Below are 18283 nucleotides of genomic sequence, written 5' to 3'. Positions count from 1 at the left end.
TTTCTCGGATCCATCCTCCGCCTGCGAGGTACCCATGCAGCCACGCGGTCCCGTCCCACCGCACCCCGCCCGCCGCGCCGTCGCCCGCCGGCTGACCGCCGCCGCCGCGGCGACGGTCACCGTGGCGGCCCTGCTCACCGTCTCCCCCACCGCCCCCGCCGCCGCCGCGCCCGCCGCCACCACCGCCACCACCAGCGGCTTCGCCGCCGGCGACCACTGTCTCGGCGAGTGCGCGGACATCCTGCCGCCGGGGCAGAACGGCAACGCCACCCTCGTCGAGGTGCTCGCCAACCAGGCCCTCGGCACCCTGCCCCGGCACGCCGGTGACCAGCTCGGCCGGTACGCCGACCTGGTCTACGGCTACGCGGGGCTGCGCGAGGACCAGCTCGGCGCGTTCTTCACCGACGCCGGCTTCGGCGTCCCGGCCGATCAGGTCGAGCGCAGCTACTCGCCGCGCGCCGACGTGACCATCGTGCGCGACCGGGCGACCGGCGTCCCGCACGTCACCGGCAGCACCCGCGGCGGCACCATGTTCGGGGCCGGCTACGCCGGCGCCGAGGACCGACTGTTCACCATCGACCTGCTGCGCCACGTCGGGCGGGGCACGCTCACCCCGTTCGCCGGCGGCGCGCCCGGCAACCGGGCGCTGGAGCAGAGCGTCTGGCGCAACTCGCCGTACACCGAGGCGGACCTGGCGGCGCAGGTGGAGGCGCTGCGGCGCAAGGGCCCCCGGGGCGAGCAGCTCTACGCCGACGTGCAGGAGTACATCGCCGGTATCAACGCTTACATCGGGCACTGCATGGCGCACCGCAACTGCCCCGGCGAGTACGTGCTCACCGGGCACCTGGACGCGGTCACCAACGCCGGCGGGCCCGAGCCGTTCCGGATGACCGACCTGATCGCCATCGCCGGCGTGGTGGGCGGGCTGTTCGGCGGCGGGGGCGGCAACGAGATGCAGTCGGCGCTGGTCCGGCTGGCCGCACGGGCCCGCTACGGCGTGGTCGAGGGCGACCGGGTCTGGACCGCCTTCCGCAGCCAGGAGAACCCGGAGACGGTGCTGACCCTGCACGACGGGCAGAGCTTCCCCTACGGTGGCGCCCCCGCGAACGCGGCCAGCGTGGTGCTGCCGGACGGCGGCTCGGCCCGGGTGGAGCCGGTCGTCAGCGACGCCAGCGGCACGGCCACCGGCGCCGCCGCCGGTGGGCCGTCCGAGCTGGCCGCCGCGCTGTCCGGGCTGACCATCGGTCGGGCCAGCCGGGGCATGTCGAACGCGGCGGTGATCTCGGCCGAGCACTCCGCCACCGGCCACCCGATCGCCGTGTTCGGCCCGCAGACCGGCTACTTCTCCCCCCAGCTACTGATGGTGCAGGAGTTGCAGGGGCCGGGGATCAGCGCGCGCGGCGCCGCCTTCGCCGGGCTCAACCTCTACGTGCTGCTGGGCCGGGGCCAGGACTACGCCTGGAGCGCCACCTCGTCGGCCCACGACATCACCGACACCTACGCCCTGCCGCTGTGCACGGTGGACGGCAGCGCACCCACCCTGGCCAGCAACCACTACCGCTACCGGGGTCGGTGCCAGCCGATGGAGGAGATCTCGCACGTCAACGCCTGGCGGCCCACCCTCGCCGACGGCACCGCCGCCGGGTCGTACCGGCTGGTCGCCCAGCGCACCGCGCTCGGCCTGGTCGCCTGGCGGGGCACCGTGGGCGGCCAGCCGCACGCCTTCACCCACCTGCGCTCCACCTACCGGCACGAGGCGGACTCCGCGATCGGCTTCCAGATGTTCAACGACCCGGCCGCGATGGGCGACGCCGCGGCGTTCCGCGAGTCCGCCGGCACCATCGGGTACGCGTTCAACTGGTTCTACGTGAACTCCACCCAGTCGGCGTACGCCAACTCGGGGCTCAACCCGGTGCGCGCGGCCGGGTCCGACCCGAACCTGCCGATGAAGGCCGATCCGGCATACGAGTGGCGTGACTTCGACCCGGCCGCCAACACCGCCGCGTACCAGCCCCTGGCCGAGCATTCGTACTCGGTGGACCAGGACTACTACGTGAGCTGGAACAACAAGCAGGCCAAGGACTTCGGCGCGGCCGACGGCAACTTCAGCTTCGGCCCGGTGCACCGGGCCAAAATGCTGGACCGGCCGATCCGGGCGGCGCTGGCGGACGGGCGCACCTTCGATCGGGCCACGCTGACCTCGCTGGTCGAGCGGGCCGGCCTGACCGACCTGCGCGGCGCCGAGGTGCTCGACGAGCTGATCCGGGTGCTGGAGAGCCAGCCGGTCACCGACGCCGACCTGGCCGCCGTGGTGGGCAAGCTCCGGGCCTGGCGCGCCGACGGCGCACTGCGGGTCGAGACGGCCACCGGCAGCAAGGTGTACCGGCACGCCGAGGCGATCCGGATCTTCGACGCCTGGTGGCCGCTGCTGGTCAACGGCCAGTTCAAGGCGCCCCTCGGCCCGGAGCTGTACCAGGCGGTGGTCAACGCCATGCAGATCAACGAGTCGCCGTCCGGGCAGCAGCGCGGCGACGAGTCCACCCTGCCCACCTCGGCCAACGAGGCGCAGGGGCACAAGGGCTCGTCGTTCCAGTACGGCTGGTGGGGGTACGTCGACGCCGACCTGCGCGCCGTGCTCGGCGACCCGGTGCCCGGCGGGTCGGACCGCCGGTACTGCGGCGGTGGCGACCTCACCGCCTGCCGGCAGATCCTGCTGGACACGCTGCGCAGCGCCGCCGCCCGGCCGGCGACCGAGGTCTATCCCGGCGACGCGACCTGCGCGGCCGGCGACCAGTGGTGCGCCGACGCCATCGTGCAGTCCCCGCTCGGCGGGCTGAAGCAGCCCGTCATCGCGTGGCAGAACCGACCAACCTACCAGCAGGTGGTGTCGTTCCCGGCCCGCCGCGGCGACGACCTGACCAACCTGGCCGCCGGCCGCCCGGTCACCGCCTCCAGCAGCCAACTCTTCCTCCCGCCCAGCCGGGCGGTGGACGGCGATCCGGGCACCCGGTGGTCGAGCGGCTGGTCGGACAACCAGTCCATCACCGTGGACCTCGGTGCGGTCCGACCGGTGGCCCGCGCGGTGCTGCGCTGGGAGGCGGCGCACGCCCGGTCGTACCGGATCGACGTCTCCACCGACGGCGCCGCCTGGCGGACGGTCTGGTCCACCACCGCCGGGGACGGCGGCACCGACAACGACCGGTTCGCCGCGACCGGTGCCCGCTACGTGCGGATAGTCGGGCTGACCCGGGCCACCTCCTACGGCTTCTCGCTCTGGGAACTGGAGGTGTACCCGTACTGAGCCGGCCGGCTCACCAGATCATCTGCAGTGCGAGCAGCACGATCAGCGCGCTGGCCAGCAGCGCGGTGACCAGTTGGCCACGGGCGGAGGTGAGCAGCCGGCCGAGCACCGACCCGCCGCCGGCGACCAGCAGTTGCCAGCTCGCCGAGGCGGCGAACACCGCGGCCACGAAGGCCACCTGGCCGGCGGGCGTCCACCCACCGGACGCCTGCCGGCCAATCACCAGGGCCACGAAGTAGACGATGGTCATCGGGTTGAGCAGGGTGAGCGCCAGCAGCCCGGCGAAGGCCCGGCCGGGCGTGGCCAGACCCCGCTCGGCCCGTGCCGGCCCGGCCGGGCGACGGTGCCGGCGCAGCGCGCCCACGGCGAGCTGCCCGGCGAGGAAGAGCAGGATCACGACGGCCGCCCAGCGCAACGGGGTCGCCACCGGGCGCACCAGGCCGGCGAGGGCCGCGCCGCCGAGCACGGCCAGCGCGGCGTAGAGGCCGTCCGCCGCGGCCACCCCGAGGGCGGCGGCGGCGCCGACCCGCAACGAGGTACGGGCGGTGAGCCCGATGACCACGATGGCGATCGCCCCGACCGGCACCGCCACTCCGTAGCCGGCGAGCAGGCCGGCGAGCAGCGCGTCACCCATGACGGCGGGTACCGGGTCGCAGCCGCCGCGGCACCGGCCGCTGTCGCCCGGCGGCGATGGCCGCGGCGACAGGGACGGTGCGGGACGACTTCGACTCGATCACGCAGCGATTGTCGCCGGACGCCGTCCGGCCACGCCACCGGTTATCCGTCAGACGTTGAAGCCGAGGGAACGGAGCTGGTCCCGACCCTCGTCGGTGATCTTGTCCGGGCCCCACGGCGGCAGCCAGACCCAGTTGATCCGGATGTCGTTGACCAGCCCGCCGCCGGGGCCGGTGGTCAGCGCCTGCCGGGCCTGGTCCTCGATCACGTCGGTGAGCGGGCAGGCCGCCGAGGTGAGCGTCATGTCCAGCGTCGCGATGTTCTCGTCGTCGACGTGCACGCCGTAGACCAGGCCGAGGTCGACCACGTTGATGCCCAGCTCCGGGTCGACGACGTCCTTCATCGCCTCCTCGACGTCGGCGATCACGGCCTTGCCACCCCCGGCCGGAGCGGCCCCGCCGGTGGCCGGCGTCGCCGCGCCGTCGGTCGCCACGGCGCCGGCCTCCGGCGTGGTGGTGTCGTCGCTGTTCATGCCTTCACCTCCGGGCTCACGCCCACGCCGGCGCGTGCCGCGGCGTCCTTGAACGCCATCCACGGCAACAGCGCGCACTTGACCCGCGCGGGGTAGCGCGCGACACCCGCGAACGCCACCCCGTCTCCGAGCACGTCCTCGTCCGGCGTGACCTGGCCACGCCCGGACATCAACTCGACGAACGCCTCGTGCACGGCGAACGCCTCACCCGCACCCCGGCCGCGCAGCAGCTCGTGCAGCACGCTCGCCGACGCCTGGCTGATCGAGCAACCCATCCCGTCGTACGAGATGTCGTCGAGCGTGTCGCCGTCGGTGGCCACCCGGACGGTGATCTCGTCACCGCAGGTCGGGTTGACATGGTGCGCCTCGGCGACCCGGGCGCCCGGGTCGGCGTCGCGCAGGCCACGCCCGTGCGGGTGCTTGTAGTGGTCCAGGATGATCTCCTGGTAGAGCTGGTCGAGCTGCATCAGTCGAACACCTTCCGCACCTGCTCGAGCCCCGCCACCAGGGCGTCGATCTCCTCCGTCGTGGTGTACAGGTAGAACGACGCCCGCGTCATGGCCGGTACGCCGAACCGGGTGCACACCGGCTTCGCGCAGTGGTGTCCCACCCGCACCTGCACGCCGAGCGAGTCGAGGACCTGCCCCACGTCGTGCGGGTGGACGTCACCGAGCGCGAACGAGATCGTCCCGCCCCGGCCGACCGGCACGGTCGGACCGAAGACGCGCAGCCCCGGCACGGTGGCGAGGGCGTCCAGCGCGTACGCCGTCAGCTCCTTCTCGTGCCACTGGATCGCGCGCATCCCGATGCCGGTGAGGTAGTCCACGGCCGCGCCGAGCGCGACCGCCTCGGCGATCGGCGGGGTGCCGGCCTCGAACCGGGCCGGCGGCGCGGCGAACGTCGACCGCGCCATGCTGACCGTCTCGATCATCGAGCCGCCACCGAACACCGGGGGCATCGCGGCGAGCAGCTCGCCCCGGCCCCACAGCACGCCGACGCCGGTCGGGCCGCACATCTTGTGCCCGGTGAAGACGATGAAGTCGGCGTCGTAGTCGACCACGTCCATCGGCATGTGCGGCACCGACTGCGAGCAGTCGAGCAGCAGCAGGGCACCCACCTCGCGGACCCGCTGGGTGATCCGCGCGGTGGCGTTGACCGTGCCGAGGATGTTGGACATGTGCACCAGCGAGACGATCTTCGTCCGCTCGGTGACCAGATCGTCCAGGCCGGACTCGTCCAGCCGGCCCTGGTCGGTGACCGGGAACCAGCGCAGGGTCGCGCCGGTCCGCTCGGCCAGCAGCTGCCAGGGGACGATGTTGGAGTGGTGCTCCATCTCGGAGATCACGATCTCGTCGCCGGGGCCGAGCCGGAACCGGGGGTCGGCGTCCGGCCGCGACGAGGCGTTGGAGAACGCGTACGCCACGATGTTGATCGCCTCGGTGGAGTTCTTGGTGAACACCACCTCGTCCACGCTCGGCGCGTTGATGAACGCGGCGACCTTCGCCCGCGCCCCCTCGTACGCCTCGGTCGCCTCGGTGCCCAGGGTGTGCACCGAGCGCGACACGTTGGCGTTGTGCATCGCGTAGTGCTCGGCGAGCACGTCGAGCACCTGCCGCGGCTTGTGCGAGGTGTTGGCGCTGTCGAGATAGACCAGCCGGTGTCCGTTGACCTCCCGGTCGAGGATCGGGAAGTCGGCGCGCACCGTGGCCACGTCGAAACGCGGCACGTCGTCGTACTGCGGCATCCCGGACGGGATCGCGATGGTGGTCATCTCAGCTGGCCCCTGTCGTGTCAGGCCCGCGCCGAACCGGCTCCGGCGACGTACCGTTCGTAGCCCTCTTCCTCCAGCTTGTCGGCCAGCTCCGGGCCGCCCTGCTCGACGATCCGGCCGGCGACGAAGACGTGCACGAAGTCGGGCTTGATGTAGCGCAGGATGCGGGTGTAGTGGGTGATCAGCAGCAGGCCGGTGTCGCCGTTGTCGCGGACCCGGTTGACGCCCTCGCTGACCACGCGCAGCGCGTCCACGTCGAGGCCCGAGTCGGTCTCGTCGAGGATGGCCATCTTCGGCTTGAGCAGCTCCAGCTGCACGATCTCGTGCCGCTTCTTCTCACCGCCGGAGAAGCCCTCGTTGACGTTGCGCTGGGCGAACGCCGGGTCCATCTGGAGGCGCTCCATGGCGCCGCGCAACTCGCCGCCCCAGGTGCGCAGCTTCGGCGCCTCGCCGTCGATGGCGGTCTTGGCGGTACGCAGGAAGTTGGCCACCGAGACGCCGGGGACCTCCACCGGGTACTGCATGGCCAGGAAGAGGCCGGCGCGGGCCCGCTCGTCGACGGACATGGCCAGCACGTCGGAGCCGTCGAGGGTCACCGAACCGCTGGTGATCTCGTACTTGGGGTGGCCGGCGATCGAGTACGCCAGGGTGGACTTGCCGGAACCGTTCGGCCCCATGATCGCGTGCGTCTCACCCGAGCGGACGGTCAGGTCGACACCGGCCAGGATCGGCTTGAGCTCACCCTCGGGCAGCTTGACCGACACCTTCAGGTCGCGGATCTCCAGGGTGCTCATTATCGGGTCACTCCATTGCTCGGCATCGGGCGGCCGTCGTCGCCCACGGGAAGGTAGATGTCGCCGTCGCGGACTTCGACGGGATAGACGGGGACGGGTTCGGTGGCGGGCAGCCCGGTGGGCTCGCCCGTCCGCAGGTCGAAACGGGATCCGTGCAGCCAGCATTCCAGCGTGCACCCCTCGACCTCACCCTCGGAGAGGGCGACCGAGGCGTGCGAGCACTCGTCGTGGACGGCGTAGAAGTTGTCGTCCTCGCCGTGCACCAGCGCGATCCGGGTGCCGTCGACGTCCGCGCTGATCGCGGTCCCCTTCGGCACGTCCTCGGTCGAGCAGATCTTGATCATCAGGCGCCCGCCTTGGCAGTAGCGTCTTCGCTCGCGAGTGTGGGGCTCGCAAGCTCACTCCTCCCGCTCGCCAGGCGGGCCTCGATCGCGGCGCCGAGCCGCTCGCGCAGCTCCTCGACCGGGATCTTGTTGATCAGCTCGGCGAAGAAGCCGCGCACCACCAGGCGGCGGGCCTCGCCCTCCGGGATGCCCCGGGCCATCAGGTAGAACAGCTGCTCGTCGTCGAAGCGGCCGGTCGCGCTCGCGTGGCCGGCGCCGGCGATCTCGCCGGTCTCGATCTCCAGGTTGGGTACGGAGTCCGCCCGCGCGCCGTCGGAGAGCAGCAGGTTCCGGTTGATCTCGTACGTGTCGGTGCCGGTCGCCTCGGCGCGGATCAGCACGTCGCCCACCCAGACGGTGTGCGCGTCGTCGCCCTGCAGGGCGCCCCGGTAGCCGACGTAGCTGCGGCAGTCCGGCACGTTGTGGTCGACCAGCTGGCGGTGCTCCAGGTGCTGGCCGCCGTCGGCGAAGTAGACGCCGTACAGCTCGGCCTCGCCGCCCCGGCCGGTGTACTCCACCGAGGTGTACTGCCGGACCAGGTCGCCGCCGAGGGAGACCTGGATGTGCGTCACCTTGGCGTCCCGGCCCAGCTTGATCTTCAGGTGCTGGGCCTGGACCGCGTCGGCGGCCCAGTCGGCCACGGTGACCAGGGTCAGCTTCGCACCGTCGGCCACCGACACCTCGACGTTGTCGGCCAGGGTGCCGGTGCCGACGTGCTGGAGCACGAGAACCGACTCGGAGAGCGCGCCCACCTCGATGAAGGTGTGCGCGAACGCCACCACGTCGGACGGTCCGCCGTGCACGGTGATGATCACCGGCTCGGAGACCACCGCCTCGCGGGCCACCTGCACCAGGGAGCCGAGGTCCGACTCGCCGTAGGCCCGCGCGCTGATCCGGTCCACCGGGGTCAGCACGCTGCCCCGCCGCGGGTCGTCCTTCGCCAGCGTGCCGACCGTGACCCCGGCGGGCAGCTGCCCGTACTCGAGGGCGGGCCAGTGCGCCGACTCGTCCGAGACGGTGCCGTCGAGCAGGCCGCGCAGCCGCTTGAGCGGGGTGAAGCGCCACTCCTCCTCGAGGCCGGTGAGAGCCGGGAAGTCGGCGACGTCGTACGAGCGGAGCGCCTGCGTCTTGGTGCTGGGCGGCGCGGAAGCCTGGGTAGTCATCTCTTCCTTGGTCTGTTCTGCGACGGCGGTCTCTGGGGCGTGGTGGGCGGGCCGGTGGACCGGCCCGGCCCGGCGGAGCGGCGGCGTCAGCCGACCGCGCCCTCCATCTGGAGCTCGATCAGGCGGTTGAGCTCCAGGGCGTACTCCATCGGGAGCTCCTTGGCGATCGGCTCGATGAAGCCGCGGACGATCATCGCCATCGCCTCGTCCTCGCTCAGGCCCCGGCTCATCAGGTAGAAGAGCTGGTCGTCGCTGATCTTGGAGACGGTCGCCTCGTGCCCCATCGCCACATCGTCCTCACGGATGTCGACGTACGGGTAGGTGTCCGAGCGGGAGATCGTGTCGACCAGCAGCGCGTCGCACTTGACCGTGCTCCGGCTGTGGTGCGAGCCCTCCAGCACCTGGACCAGGCCCCGGTACGAGGTGCGGCCGCCGCCCCGGGCGATCGACTTGGACACGATGGTGGAGGAGGTGTGCGGCGCGGCGTGCACCATCTTGGCGCCGGCGTCCTGGTGCTGGCCCTCGCCGGCCATGGCCACCGAGAGCACCTCGCCCTTGGCGTGCTCGCCGGTCATGTAGACCGCCGGGTACTTCATGGTCACCTTGGAGCCGATGTTGCCGTCGACCCACTCCATGGTCGCGCCCTCGTGGCAGACGGCGCGCTTGGTGACCAGGTTGTAGACGTTGTTCGACCAGTTCTGGATGGTCGTGTAGCGGCAGCGCGCGTTCTTCTTGACGATGATCTCCACCACCGCGCTGTGCAGCGAGTCGGAGGAGTACAGCGGCGCGGTGCAGCCCTCGACGTAGTGCACGTACGCGCCCTCGTCGACGATGATCAGCGTCCGCTCGAACTGGCCCATGTTCTCCGTGTTGATCCGGAAGTAGGCCTGCAGCGGGATCTCCACGCGCACGCCCTTCGGCACGTAGATGAACGAGCCACCGGACCAGACGGAGGTGTTCAGCGCGGCGAACTTGTTGTCGCCGACCGGGATGACCGTGCCGAAGTACTCCTTGAAGATGTCCTCGTGCTCCTTGAGGGCGGTGTCGGTGTCGAGGAAGACGACACCCTGCTCCTCGAGGTCCTCACGGATCTTGTGGTAGACCACCTCGGACTCGTACTGCGCCGCGACACCGGCGACCAGGCGCTGCTTCTCCGCCTCCGGGATGCCCAGCCGGTCGTAGGTGTTCTTGATGTCCTCGGGCAGGTCCTCCCAGCTGGTGGCCTGCTTCTCGGTGGACCGGACGAAGTACTTGATGTTGTCGAAGTCGATCCCGGTGAGGTCGGCGCCCCAGGCCGGCATCGGCTTGCGGCCGAACAGCCGCAGGCCCTTCAGGCGCAGGTCGAGCATCCAGGCCGGCTCGTTCTTCTTCGCCGAGATGTCCCGCACCACCGCCTCGTTGAGGCCGCGCTGGGCAGCCGCCCCGGCGACGTCGGGGTCGGCCCAGCCGTACTCGTACCGACCGAGGGCGGCGAGCTGCTCTTCCTGGGTCAGGGGCTGGACGATCTGCTCGGTCATCTATCTGTCCTCACAGTGGTGACGGTTCTACCGGACTGGGCACGCGGCTGGGCCGGGATGTGCGTGGTGCACACCCCGTCGCCGTGCGCGATGGTGGCCAGGCGCTGCACGTGGGTGCCGACCAGACGGGAGATCACCGCGGTCTCGGCCTCGCACAGCTGGGGAAACTCGGCGGCCACGTGCGCCACCGGGCAGTGGTGCTGACAGAGCTGGCCGCCGGAGGCGATCGTGGACGCGTTGGCAGCGTAACCCTCGGCGGTGAGGGCCCCCGCAAGCGCCTCCGCCCGCGCGAGCGGGTCGTCTCCCGCGTCCTCCATGGCGGCCCGGCAGCGGGCCTCCAACGCGGCGACCTGATCGGTGGCGAACGCCTCGACCGCATCGGAACCACCGTTGCGGGCGATCCAGCGCAGCGCGGCGGTGGCCATGTTGTCGTAGTGGTGGGTGCCGCAGCGGACCCGGGCCGCCTCGGTCAGCAGGAACACCTTCGCCGGGCGACCCCGCCCGCGGCTGCCGCGCACGGCCTGCTCGCGGGCGACCACGTCACCGTCGGCGAGCATCGCGTCGAGGTGCCGGCGGATCGCGGCCGGGCTGAGCCCCAGCGCCGAGCCGAGCTGGACGGCGGTGGTCGCCCCCCGCTCCAGCAGCAGCTGGGTGACCCGGTCCCGGGTCGAGAGGTCGGCGGGCGCGGCCTGCGACAACTCCAGCTCGGCGCGTCTGACGCCGCGCCGCGACCTGGAGCCGTCGCCGGCGACCGGGGCGGTCGCCGGCAGGTACTCAGGGAGCGCCGCCGCGTTTTTCACAACGCCAACGTTACGTAATTCGCCGGAGGGCCGCAAACCGGGGTCCCGGTGATCCCCGACACCGACGTGGCGGAGTCACCCGATCGGGCTCCACTACGGTGCGTAGGATTCGCTCCGTGAAGCGATCCGTCCGGTTCCCGGTCTCCACCGCTCTGCTGCGCCGCCTCGCGTACGCCTCGATCGTCGCGAACGTGGGCATCGTCGTGACCGGGGGGGCCGTCCGGCTCACCGCCTCCGGGCTCGGCTGCCCGACCTGGCCCCGGTGCACGGACGAGTCCTACCACACCACGGCCGAGATGGGCGTGCACGGGGTGATTGAGTTCGGCAACCGGCTGCTCACCTTCGCCGTCGGGTTCATCGCGCTGGCCACCGTGCTGGCGGTGCTGGCGTACCGGCCGCGCCGCAAGGGGCTGCTGGGGCTGTCGGTGGCCGTGTTCCTCGGCATCCCCGCGCAGGCGGTGATCGGCGGGATCACCGTGCTGACCAACCTGAACCCGTGGGTGGTCGGGCTGCACTTCCTCGCCTCGATGGCGGTCATCGCGGCCGCGTACGCGCTCTGGCGGCGGATCAAGGACCCGGACGGCCCGACGGTGACCGTGGTGCCCGGCCCGCTGCGCACCCTGGCGGCGCTCACCACGGTGGCCAGCGTCGCGGTGCTCGTGGTGGGCACGTGGGTGACCGGCAGCGGCCCGCACGCCGGCGACCAGGGCGCCGCCCGCAACGGCCTGGACCCGGAGTCGATCTCCCAGGTGCACGCCGACGCCGTGTTCCTGCTGATCGGGCTCTCGATCGCGTTGATCTTCGCGTTCCGGGCGGTCGGCGCCCCCGGCCCGGCCCGGGCCGCCGTGGTGCTGGTCGCGGTGGAGCTGGGTCAGGGCCTGATCGGCTTCGTGCAGTACTTCACGCACCTGCCGGCGATCCTGGTCGGCGCGCACATGCTCGGCTCCTGCCTGGTGCTGCTGGCCACCCTCTCGGTGCTCTGGTCGACCCGCGAACGCCGCCCGGTCGCCCCGACGCCGGCCGCCGTCCCCGCCGAGGAACCGGTCCCCGCCGCAGCCTGACCGCGCACCGCACCGCACCGCGCCGCGCGCCGCACCGCGCACCGCCCCCACGCCCACGCCGAGATCCGCACGGATATCCGAGAAAGAGTGGCCATTCCGCGGGGAACGGCCACTCTTTCTCGGTATGTGTTGAGGAACTTGGACGTGCGTCCCCGGGGCGGGATGTCAGGGGGCGGTCAGCGGGCCAGGTGGGCGAGGACGGCGTCGGCGAGGCGGTCGGCGGCGCCGTCGGCGTACCCGAGGAAGAGCGACGGCTCGGTCAGTTCCAGCTCCACCAGGACGGGCGCGCCGCCCGGGCCGGGGATCAGGTCCACCCGGGCGTAGAGCAGGCGCTGGGACCCGCCCGGCACCTCCGCCAGGACCCGCTCCGCGACGGCCAACTGCTCCGGGCCGGCGGTGCGGGCGCTGATCTTCTCGGGCTTGTAGAGCCCCTCCACCCCGAGATCCGGGCCCTCCAGCATCGCGCCCTTGCGGATCGCGTGGCTGAACGCCAGCCCCTGCGGGCCGGCCAGGAACAGCAGCGCCGTCTCACCGGCCGTGTCCACGGCGCTGAGGTACGGCTGCACCATGGTCAGCCGGCCCGCGTCGGAGAGCCGCCGCACGTGCGCGGCGGCCAGTTCGCGGTGCTCCGGGTCGGACAGGTCGTAGCGGCCGGTGTCCTGGCTGCCGGCACTGACCGCCGGCTTGATGACGTACTCCCTGGAGTCGGCGGGCGGTTGCCAGGACTGCCCCGGCACGACCCACGAGGTCGGCACGACCGGCACGCCGGCCGCCGACAACTCGCCCAGGTAGCGCTTGTCGGTGTTCCAGCGGACCACGTCGGCGGGGTTGACCAGGGCCGGTACGGTCTGCGCCCAGGCGACGAACTCGTCGCGGCGCGGCGCGTAGTCCCAGGGCGACCGGAGGACGACCAGGTCGTACCCGGCCCAGTCGACGGCCGGGTCGTCCCAGACGGCCACCTCGGCGGTGACGCCGCGGGCGGCGAGCGGGGCGAGCACGAGCCGGTCGTCCGGGTCGAGGTCGGTGAGCTGGTCACAGGTGACGAGAGCGACCCGGGGTGTCCCCCGGGTCGACTGGTTGTGGTGGGTCAATTTAACTCAACGGGCCATCGTGCGCCGGGCCATCGACCGCCAGAGGTCGTTGCTCGGACGCATCTGGTCCATCAGTTCACGCTCCCAGGCGTTCTCGACGGTGACTCCCGCCTTGGCGCACGCCTGCCGCGCGACGACGGTGTCGTCGGCGAACTGGTCGGCCCACTCCCCGTCCTCGCCGACGAGGACGATCCGTGCGCCGCGCTTGCCGACGTACTCGATGACCGCCTTCGCGCCACCGTGGCCGGCGGCGAACGACTTGATGCCGGAGACCAGCCCGTTGGGGGCCTGCTCGGCGGTCTGCTCAGCCGTCAGCGTCGTATCGGAACCATCTGCCATGACGCGAAGCCTAAGCAGACATGAACCGGTAGGTGCGAGAACCATGAACTATTTGTGATGCCAATTACCTGCGGGCTTAAGGAAGACCACAGGTAATTCGCCCGGACTTGTCGTATTAGAACACCCAAACCGGGCGGCCCCGATCACCCGATGAGTCCGAGTTGAGCCGATGGGACCAAGACCGAAAACCGACTCCGGAAATTTATATCGCGGCGGCCGGAAACAGGCCACGGAACCTGTCTCGGGCGCCGTCAGACCAACGCGTCGAGGGCGACCGCGGCGAAGAGGATGGTGAGATAGGTCGTCGACCAGTGGAACAGCCGCATCGGCTTGACGGCCTCGCCCCGGCTCACCCGGCGGCAGAGCCGATGCGCCTCGACCACGAAGATCCCGCCCACCACCAGGGTCGGCACGCCGTAGATCGCGCTCATCCCCATCGGCCACAGCGCCAGCGAGACCAGCACGGTGATCCAGGCGAAGGCCAGGATCTCGGCGTTGACCCGGCGGGCCGAGGCCACCACCGGCAGCATCGGGATGCCGGCCCGGGCGTAGTCGTCCTTGTACTTCATCGCCAGCGGGTAGAAGTGCGGCATCTGCCAGAAGAAGACCACCCCGAAGAGCACCCAGGCCTGCGGCGCCAGCGAGCCGGTCACCGCCGCCCAGCCGATCAGCACCGGGGCGGCCCCGCAGGCCCCGCCCCAGAAGGTGTTCGTCACCGTGGTGCGCTTCAGCCAGAGCGTGTAGACGACGTCGTAGTAGACGATCGCCGCCAGGGTCAGCCCGGCCGCCAGCAGGTTGGTGAAGGCCGCCATCAGGGCGACCGACACCGCCGCCAGCACCAGCCCGAAGACGAGCGCGCTGCGCGGCGAGACGGTGTGCGCCGGCAGCGGGCGACGCTTGGTGCGCCGCATCAGCTGGTCGATGTCCCGGTCGATGTAGCAGTTGAGCACGCTGGCCGCGCCGGCCGCGAGCGAGCCGCCGACCAGCACCACCGCCACCAGCCAGAGCGACGGCAGGCCGCCGTCGGCGAGCATCATCGCCGGCACGGTGGTGACCAGCAGCAACTCGACGATGCGGGGCTTGGTCAGGGTGACGTACGCCGCGACGATCGCCCGGATGTCGCGGCGGGCCGGCTCCTCGACCACCGTGCCCACCGGCGGCTGCCCGGCAGAGTTGCTGACGGGGCGCTCGGTGATCATGCTCACGGATTGCCACCTTCCGGCATCGGCAGGGGAGATCGGATCGGCGGGACCCGGAGCGGGTGCACACACCGACCCACAGACTACGCGTCGTCGTTTTCCCTGCCCGGGCGACCCGACAACGGTGCGGGCCGTCACACCACCGAGCTGAACGACCCATCGGGTCCGACCCGCACGTAACAGGGTGCAGTGATCCCCGGGCGGACGTTTAGGGCCGCTCGATAGGGTCATCGGTGAGGGTTCCGCCCATCTGCCGAGGAGCACAAACCATCGTGGCTGCCAACCGACCCGAGCACCCCGCACTCAACTGGACCGACCTCGACCGCCGGGCCGTCGACACCGTTCGCGTGCTGGCCATGGACGCCGTGGAGAAATCCGGCAACGGCCACCCGGGCACCGCGATGAGCCTCGCGCCCGCGGCGTACCTGCTCTTCAACCGGGTGATGCGGCACAATCCGGCCGACCCGAACTGGCCCGGCCGGGACCGGTTCGTCCTCTCCGCCGGCCACAGCAGCCTGACTCTCTACATCCAGCTCTTCCTCTCCGGCTACCCGCTCGCCCTGGAGGACCTGAAGTCCCTGCGGCAGTGGGGCTCGCTCACCCCGGGTCACCCCGAGCACGGGCACACCCCGGGCGTGGAGACCACCACCGGCCCGCTCGGCCAGGGCCTGGGCAACGCGGTGGGCATGGCGATGGCCGCCCGCCGCGAGCGTGGCCTCTTCGACCCGGAGAGCGAGCCGGGCGGCTCGGTCTTCGACCACGACATCTGGTGCATCGCCTCGGACGGTGACATCGAGGAGGGCATCAGCCACGAGGCCAGCGCCCTGGCCGGGCACCAGCAGCTGGGCAACCTCACGGTGATCTACGACGACAACGAGATCTCGATCGAGGACGACACCCGGATCGCCAAGAGCGAGGACGTCGCGGCCCGGTACGAGGCGTACGGCTGGCACGTGCAGACCGTCGACTGGCGTACCGGCGACGCCGACCAGGGCGACTACCACGAGGACGTGGAGGCGCTCCACCAGGCGCTGTTGGCCGCCCGGGCGGAGACCGGCCGTCCCTCCTTCATCGCGCTGCGCACCATCATCGGCTGGCCCGCGCCTAACAAGAAGAACACCGGCAAGATCCACGGCTCGGCGCTCGGCGGCGACGAGGTGGCCGCCACCAAGCAGCTGCTCGGCTTCGACCCGGCGCAGAGCTTCGAGGTCGACGAGAAGGTGCTCGACCATGCCCGCCAGGTGATGAGCCGCGGCGACGCCGCCCAGCGGGAGTGGACGACCGCGTTCGACGCCTGGGCGCAGGCCAACCCGGAGCGCCGGGCGCTCTGGGAGCGGATGGCCGGCCGGGTGCTGCCGCAGGGCTGGGCGGACGTCCTGCCGGCCTTCCCCGCCGACGCCAAGGGCGTGGCCACCCGGGCCGCCTCCGGCAAGGTCCTGGAGGCGCTCGCCCCGGTGCTGCCGGAGCTCTGGGGCGGCTCGGCCGACCTGGCGGAGAGCAACAACACCACCATGAAGGGCGAGCCGTCGTTCATCCCGGCCACCCACGCCACCAAGGACTTCCCGGGCCACGAGTACGGCCGCACCCTGCACTTCGGCATCCGTGAGCACGCCATGGGCGCGATCCTCAACGGCATCGCCCTGCACGGCGGCACCCGCCCGTACGGCGGCACCTTCCTGGTGTTCAGCGACTACATGCGCCCCTCCGTCCGGCTGGCCGCGCTGATGAAACTGCCGGTGGTCTACGTCTGGACGCACGACTCGATCGGCCTGGGCGAGGACGGCCCGACCCACCAGCCGGTGGAGCACCTGACCGCGCTGCGCGCCATCCCCGGCCTGGACGTGGTCCGCCCGGCGGACGCCAACGAGACCGCCTGGGCCTGGCGGCAGGCGCTGGAGCACACCGACCGGCCGACCGCGCTGGCGCTGAGCCGTCAGCCGCTGCCGACGCTGGACCGCGAGCAGTTCGGTGGCGCCGAGGGCGTGACCAAGGGTGGCTACGTGCTGGCCGAGGCGTCCACCGGCAAGCCCCAGGTGATCATCGTCGGCACCGGCTCGGAGGTGCAGCTCTGCCTCACCGCGCGGGAGCGGCTGGAGGCCGACGGCACCCCGACCCGGGTGGTCTCGATGCCCTGCCAGGAGTGGTTCTTCGCGCAGGACGAGGCGTACCGGGAGTCGGTGCTGCCGCGCGGGGTAAAGGCACGGGTGAGCGTGGAGGCGGGCATCGCCATGTCCTGGCGCGCGATCGTCGGCGACTGCGGCGAGACCGTCAGCCTGGAGCACTACGGGGCGAGCGCCCCGCACACCGTGCTCTTCGAGCAGTTCGGGTTCACCCCCGACCGGATCGTGGCCGCCGCGCACGCGGCGCTGACCCGGGTGGGCGACATCACCGGTTCGACGACCGGCAACTGAGGGGAGCGTGGACGGCATGACGGACAGGCTGGGTGAGCTGAGCGCCGCAGGGGTGGCGATCTGGCTCGATGATCTTTCACGGGTTCGGCTGAGCTCCGGCGGGCTGGACCAGCTGCGCCGGGAGAAGCACATGGCCGGGGTGACCAGCAACCCGACCATCTTCGCCAAGGCGCTCAGCGACGCGGACGAGTACAACTGGCAGCTGAATGACCTGGCCACCCGCGGGGTGGAGGTCGAGGAGGCGGCCCGCATGCTCACCACGTACGACGTGCGGTGGGCCTGCGACGTGATGCGCCCGTCGTACGAGAAGAGCGCGGGCGTGGACGGCCGGGTCTCCCTCGAGGTGGACCCGCGGCTGGCCCACGAGACGGAGAAGACCGTCGCGGAGGCGAAGGCGCTGTGGTGGCTGGTGGACCGGCCGAACCTGTTCATCAAGATCCCGGCGACCGAGGCGGGCCTGCCGGCGATCACGGCCACCCTCGCCGAGGGGATCAGCGTCAACGTGACGCTGATCTTCGGCCTGGACCGCTACTCCGCGGTGATGGAGGCGTTCCTCGCCGGTCTGGAGCAAGCGAAGGCGAACGGGCACGATCTCAGCAAGATGGGGTCGGTGGCGTCGTTCTTCGTCTCCCGGGTCGACACCGAGGTCGACAAGCGGTTGGATCGGATGGCCGGCCAGGCTTCCGACGCCGCAGGCAAGGAGCGCGCGCTGGGACTGAAGGGGCGGGCCGCCATCGCCAACGCCCGGCTGGCGTACGAGCGCTACTGCGAGGTCTTCTCCTCCGGCCGGTGGCAGGCCCTGGCCGACGCCGGCGCCCACCCGCAGCGCCCCCTCTGGGCCTCCACCTCGACGAAGAACCCGGACTACCGGGACGTCATGTACGTCGAGGAGCTGATCGCCCCCGGCACGGTCAACACCATGCCGGAGTCGGTCATCCACGCCTACGCCGACCACGGCCAGACCCGGAGCGACACCATCACCGGGGCGTACGACGCGGCCCGCGAGGTCTTCACCGACCTGGAGTCGGTGGGCGTCGACATGTCCGACGTGATCGCCACCCTGGAGCGGGAGGGCGTGGAGAAGTTCGAGGCCAGCTGGCTGGAGCTGCTCGACGGCGTGCGCCGGTCCCTCGCCGCCGCCGGGCCGGGCACCGGTGCGCCGAACAAGGCCGCCAAGGGCAAGGCGCAGGCCGGGGGCAAGGCGTGACGAAGGGCGTCGGACGCGCCGCGGGGCCCCGCCCCGCGG

The 18283-nt window shown here is 71.7% G+C and carries 16 protein-coding genes; 4 read left to right on the top strand and 12 right to left on the bottom strand.

Features of this window, described 5'->3' with window-relative positions:
• Nucleotides 1-34 precede the first annotated feature (34 nt).
• Nucleotides 35-3301: a penicillin acylase family protein gene (locus AB0I41_RS30640; protein WP_357114070.1), complete on the top strand. Its 3267-nt coding sequence runs from the start codon at nt 35-37 to the stop codon at nt 3299-3301.
• A 10-nt stretch (nt 3302-3311) separates the two neighbouring features.
• On the opposite strand, the gene AB0I41_RS30635 is transcribed toward AB0I41_RS30640, so the two are convergent.
• The 9 genes from AB0I41_RS30635 to AB0I41_RS30595 form a co-directional block, all read right to left on the bottom strand.
• Nucleotides 3312-3935: a LysE family transporter gene (locus tag AB0I41_RS30635; RefSeq protein WP_357114069.1), complete on the bottom strand. Its 624-nt coding sequence runs from the start codon at nt 3933-3935 to the stop codon at nt 3312-3314.
• 150 nt (nt 3936-4085) lie between these two features.
• Entirely contained in the window at nt 4086-4508 is a 423-nt protein-coding gene (locus tag AB0I41_RS30630) for a metal-sulfur cluster assembly factor (protein ID WP_357114068.1), read from the bottom strand.
• The gene (gene sufU, locus AB0I41_RS30625) at nt 4505-4975 is read right to left on the bottom strand and encodes a Fe-S cluster assembly sulfur transfer protein SufU (RefSeq protein WP_357114067.1); all 471 of its coding nucleotides are present in this window, start codon (nt 4973-4975) and stop codon (nt 4505-4507) included. Before sufU ends, AB0I41_RS30630 begins: the two co-directional genes overlap by 4 nt.
• Entirely contained in the window at nt 4975-6279 is a 1305-nt protein-coding gene (locus tag AB0I41_RS30620; RefSeq protein WP_357114066.1) for a cysteine desulfurase, read from the bottom strand. The genes sufU and AB0I41_RS30620 overlap by 1 nt, the downstream gene beginning before the upstream one ends.
• A gap of 20 nt (nt 6280-6299) precedes the next feature.
• The gene (sufC, locus tag AB0I41_RS30615) at nt 6300-7073 is read right to left on the bottom strand and encodes a Fe-S cluster assembly ATPase SufC (protein WP_357114065.1); all 774 of its coding nucleotides are present in this window, start codon (nt 7071-7073) and stop codon (nt 6300-6302) included.
• Nucleotides 7073-7417 (bottom strand): non-heme iron oxygenase ferredoxin subunit, encoded by a 345-nt coding sequence (locus AB0I41_RS30610; protein ID WP_357114064.1) that lies wholly within the window; start codon nt 7415-7417, stop codon nt 7073-7075. Before AB0I41_RS30610 ends, sufC begins: the two co-directional genes overlap by 1 nt.
• Nucleotides 7417-8619, bottom strand: coding sequence for a Fe-S cluster assembly protein SufD (gene sufD / locus AB0I41_RS30605; RefSeq protein WP_357114063.1), 1203 nt, complete (start codon nt 8617-8619; stop codon nt 7417-7419). The genes AB0I41_RS30610 and sufD overlap by 1 nt, the downstream gene beginning before the upstream one ends.
• A gap of 86 nt (nt 8620-8705) precedes the next feature.
• On the bottom strand, nt 8706-10136 hold the full coding sequence (gene sufB, locus AB0I41_RS30600; RefSeq protein WP_357114062.1) for a Fe-S cluster assembly protein SufB: 1431 nt from the start codon (nt 10134-10136) through the stop codon (nt 8706-8708).
• On the bottom strand, nt 10133-10840 hold the full coding sequence (locus AB0I41_RS30595; protein ID WP_357114078.1) for a transcriptional regulator: 708 nt from the start codon (nt 10838-10840) through the stop codon (nt 10133-10135). The genes sufB and AB0I41_RS30595 overlap by 4 nt, the downstream gene beginning before the upstream one ends.
• Nucleotides 10841-11034: 194 nt before the next feature.
• On the opposite strand from AB0I41_RS30595, the gene AB0I41_RS30590 reads away from it, so the two are divergent.
• Entirely contained in the window at nt 11035-11997 is a 963-nt protein-coding gene (locus tag AB0I41_RS30590) for a COX15/CtaA family protein (protein ID WP_357114061.1), read from the top strand.
• Between the two features lie 176 nt (nt 11998-12173).
• Here the strand turns inward: AB0I41_RS30590 and AB0I41_RS30585 are convergent, their stop codons facing one another.
• From AB0I41_RS30585 to AB0I41_RS30575, 3 genes are all read right to left on the bottom strand, one after another.
• Nucleotides 12174-13088 carry a hypothetical protein gene (locus AB0I41_RS30585; protein ID WP_357114060.1) on the bottom strand — a complete coding sequence of 305 codons (915 nt, stop codon included), beginning with the start codon at nt 13086-13088 and terminating at the stop codon, nt 12174-12176.
• 6 nt (nt 13089-13094) lie between these two features.
• Complete coding sequence (locus AB0I41_RS30580; protein WP_357114059.1) at nt 13095-13427, bottom strand: hypothetical protein; 333 nt, start codon at nt 13425-13427, stop codon at nt 13095-13097.
• Nucleotides 13428-13678: 251 nt separating this feature from the next.
• Nucleotides 13679-14632 (bottom strand): heme o synthase, encoded by a 954-nt coding sequence (locus tag AB0I41_RS30575; protein WP_357114058.1) that lies wholly within the window; start codon nt 14630-14632, stop codon nt 13679-13681.
• A 266-nt stretch (nt 14633-14898) separates the two neighbouring features.
• Between AB0I41_RS30575 and tkt the strand changes: the two genes are divergently transcribed.
• Together tkt and tal are read left to right on the top strand one after the other, a co-directional pair.
• A complete protein-coding gene (gene tkt / locus AB0I41_RS30570) occupies nt 14899-17037 on the top strand; it encodes a transketolase (protein ID WP_357114057.1) in 2139 nt (712 codons plus the stop codon).
• A 16-nt stretch (nt 17038-17053) separates the two neighbouring features.
• Nucleotides 17054-18244, top strand: coding sequence for a transaldolase (gene tal / locus AB0I41_RS30565; protein ID WP_357114056.1), 1191 nt, complete (start codon nt 17054-17056; stop codon nt 18242-18244).
• Nucleotides 18245-18283: the final 39 nt, after the last annotated feature.

The sequence above is a fragment of the Micromonospora sp. NPDC050200 genome, from assembly GCF_040656135.1.
Taxonomy (GTDB): Bacteria; Actinomycetota; Actinomycetes; order Mycobacteriales; family Micromonosporaceae; genus Micromonospora.
The sequence above is the reverse complement of the archived record's forward strand: the minus strand, read 5'-3'. Positions and strand labels throughout refer to the sequence as shown.

What these genes read in the sequence shown, in the direction of transcription:
- AB0I41_RS30640 (WP_357114070.1), top strand. Translation starts at nt 35, where the DNA reads ATGCAGCCACGCGGTCCCGTCCCACCGCACCCCGCCCGCCGCGCCGTC.
- AB0I41_RS30635 (WP_357114069.1), bottom strand. Translation starts at nt 3,935, where the DNA reads ATGGGTGACGCGCTGCTCGCCGGCCTGCTCGCCGGCTACGGAGTGGCG.
- AB0I41_RS30630 (WP_357114068.1), bottom strand. Translation starts at nt 4,508, where the DNA reads ATGAACAGCGACGACACCACCACGCCGGAGGCCGGCGCCGTGGCGACC.
- sufU (WP_357114067.1), bottom strand. Translation starts at nt 4,975, where the DNA reads ATGCAGCTCGACCAGCTCTACCAGGAGATCATCCTGGACCACTACAAG.
- AB0I41_RS30620 (WP_357114066.1), bottom strand. Translation starts at nt 6,279, where the DNA reads ATGACCACCATCGCGATCCCGTCCGGGATGCCGCAGTACGACGACGTG.
- sufC (WP_357114065.1), bottom strand. Translation starts at nt 7,073, where the DNA reads ATGAGCACCCTGGAGATCCGCGACCTGAAGGTGTCGGTCAAGCTGCCC.
- AB0I41_RS30610 (WP_357114064.1), bottom strand. Translation starts at nt 7,417, where the DNA reads ATGATCAAGATCTGCTCGACCGAGGACGTGCCGAAGGGGACCGCGATC.
- sufD (WP_357114063.1), bottom strand. Translation starts at nt 8,619, where the DNA reads ATGACTACCCAGGCTTCCGCGCCGCCCAGCACCAAGACGCAGGCGCTC.
- sufB (WP_357114062.1), bottom strand. Translation starts at nt 10,136, where the DNA reads ATGACCGAGCAGATCGTCCAGCCCCTGACCCAGGAAGAGCAGCTCGCC.
- AB0I41_RS30580 (WP_357114059.1), bottom strand. Translation starts at nt 13,427, where the DNA reads ATGGCAGATGGTTCCGATACGACGCTGACGGCTGAGCAGACCGCCGAG.
- tal (WP_357114056.1), top strand. Translation starts at nt 17,054, where the DNA reads ATGACGGACAGGCTGGGTGAGCTGAGCGCCGCAGGGGTGGCGATCTGG.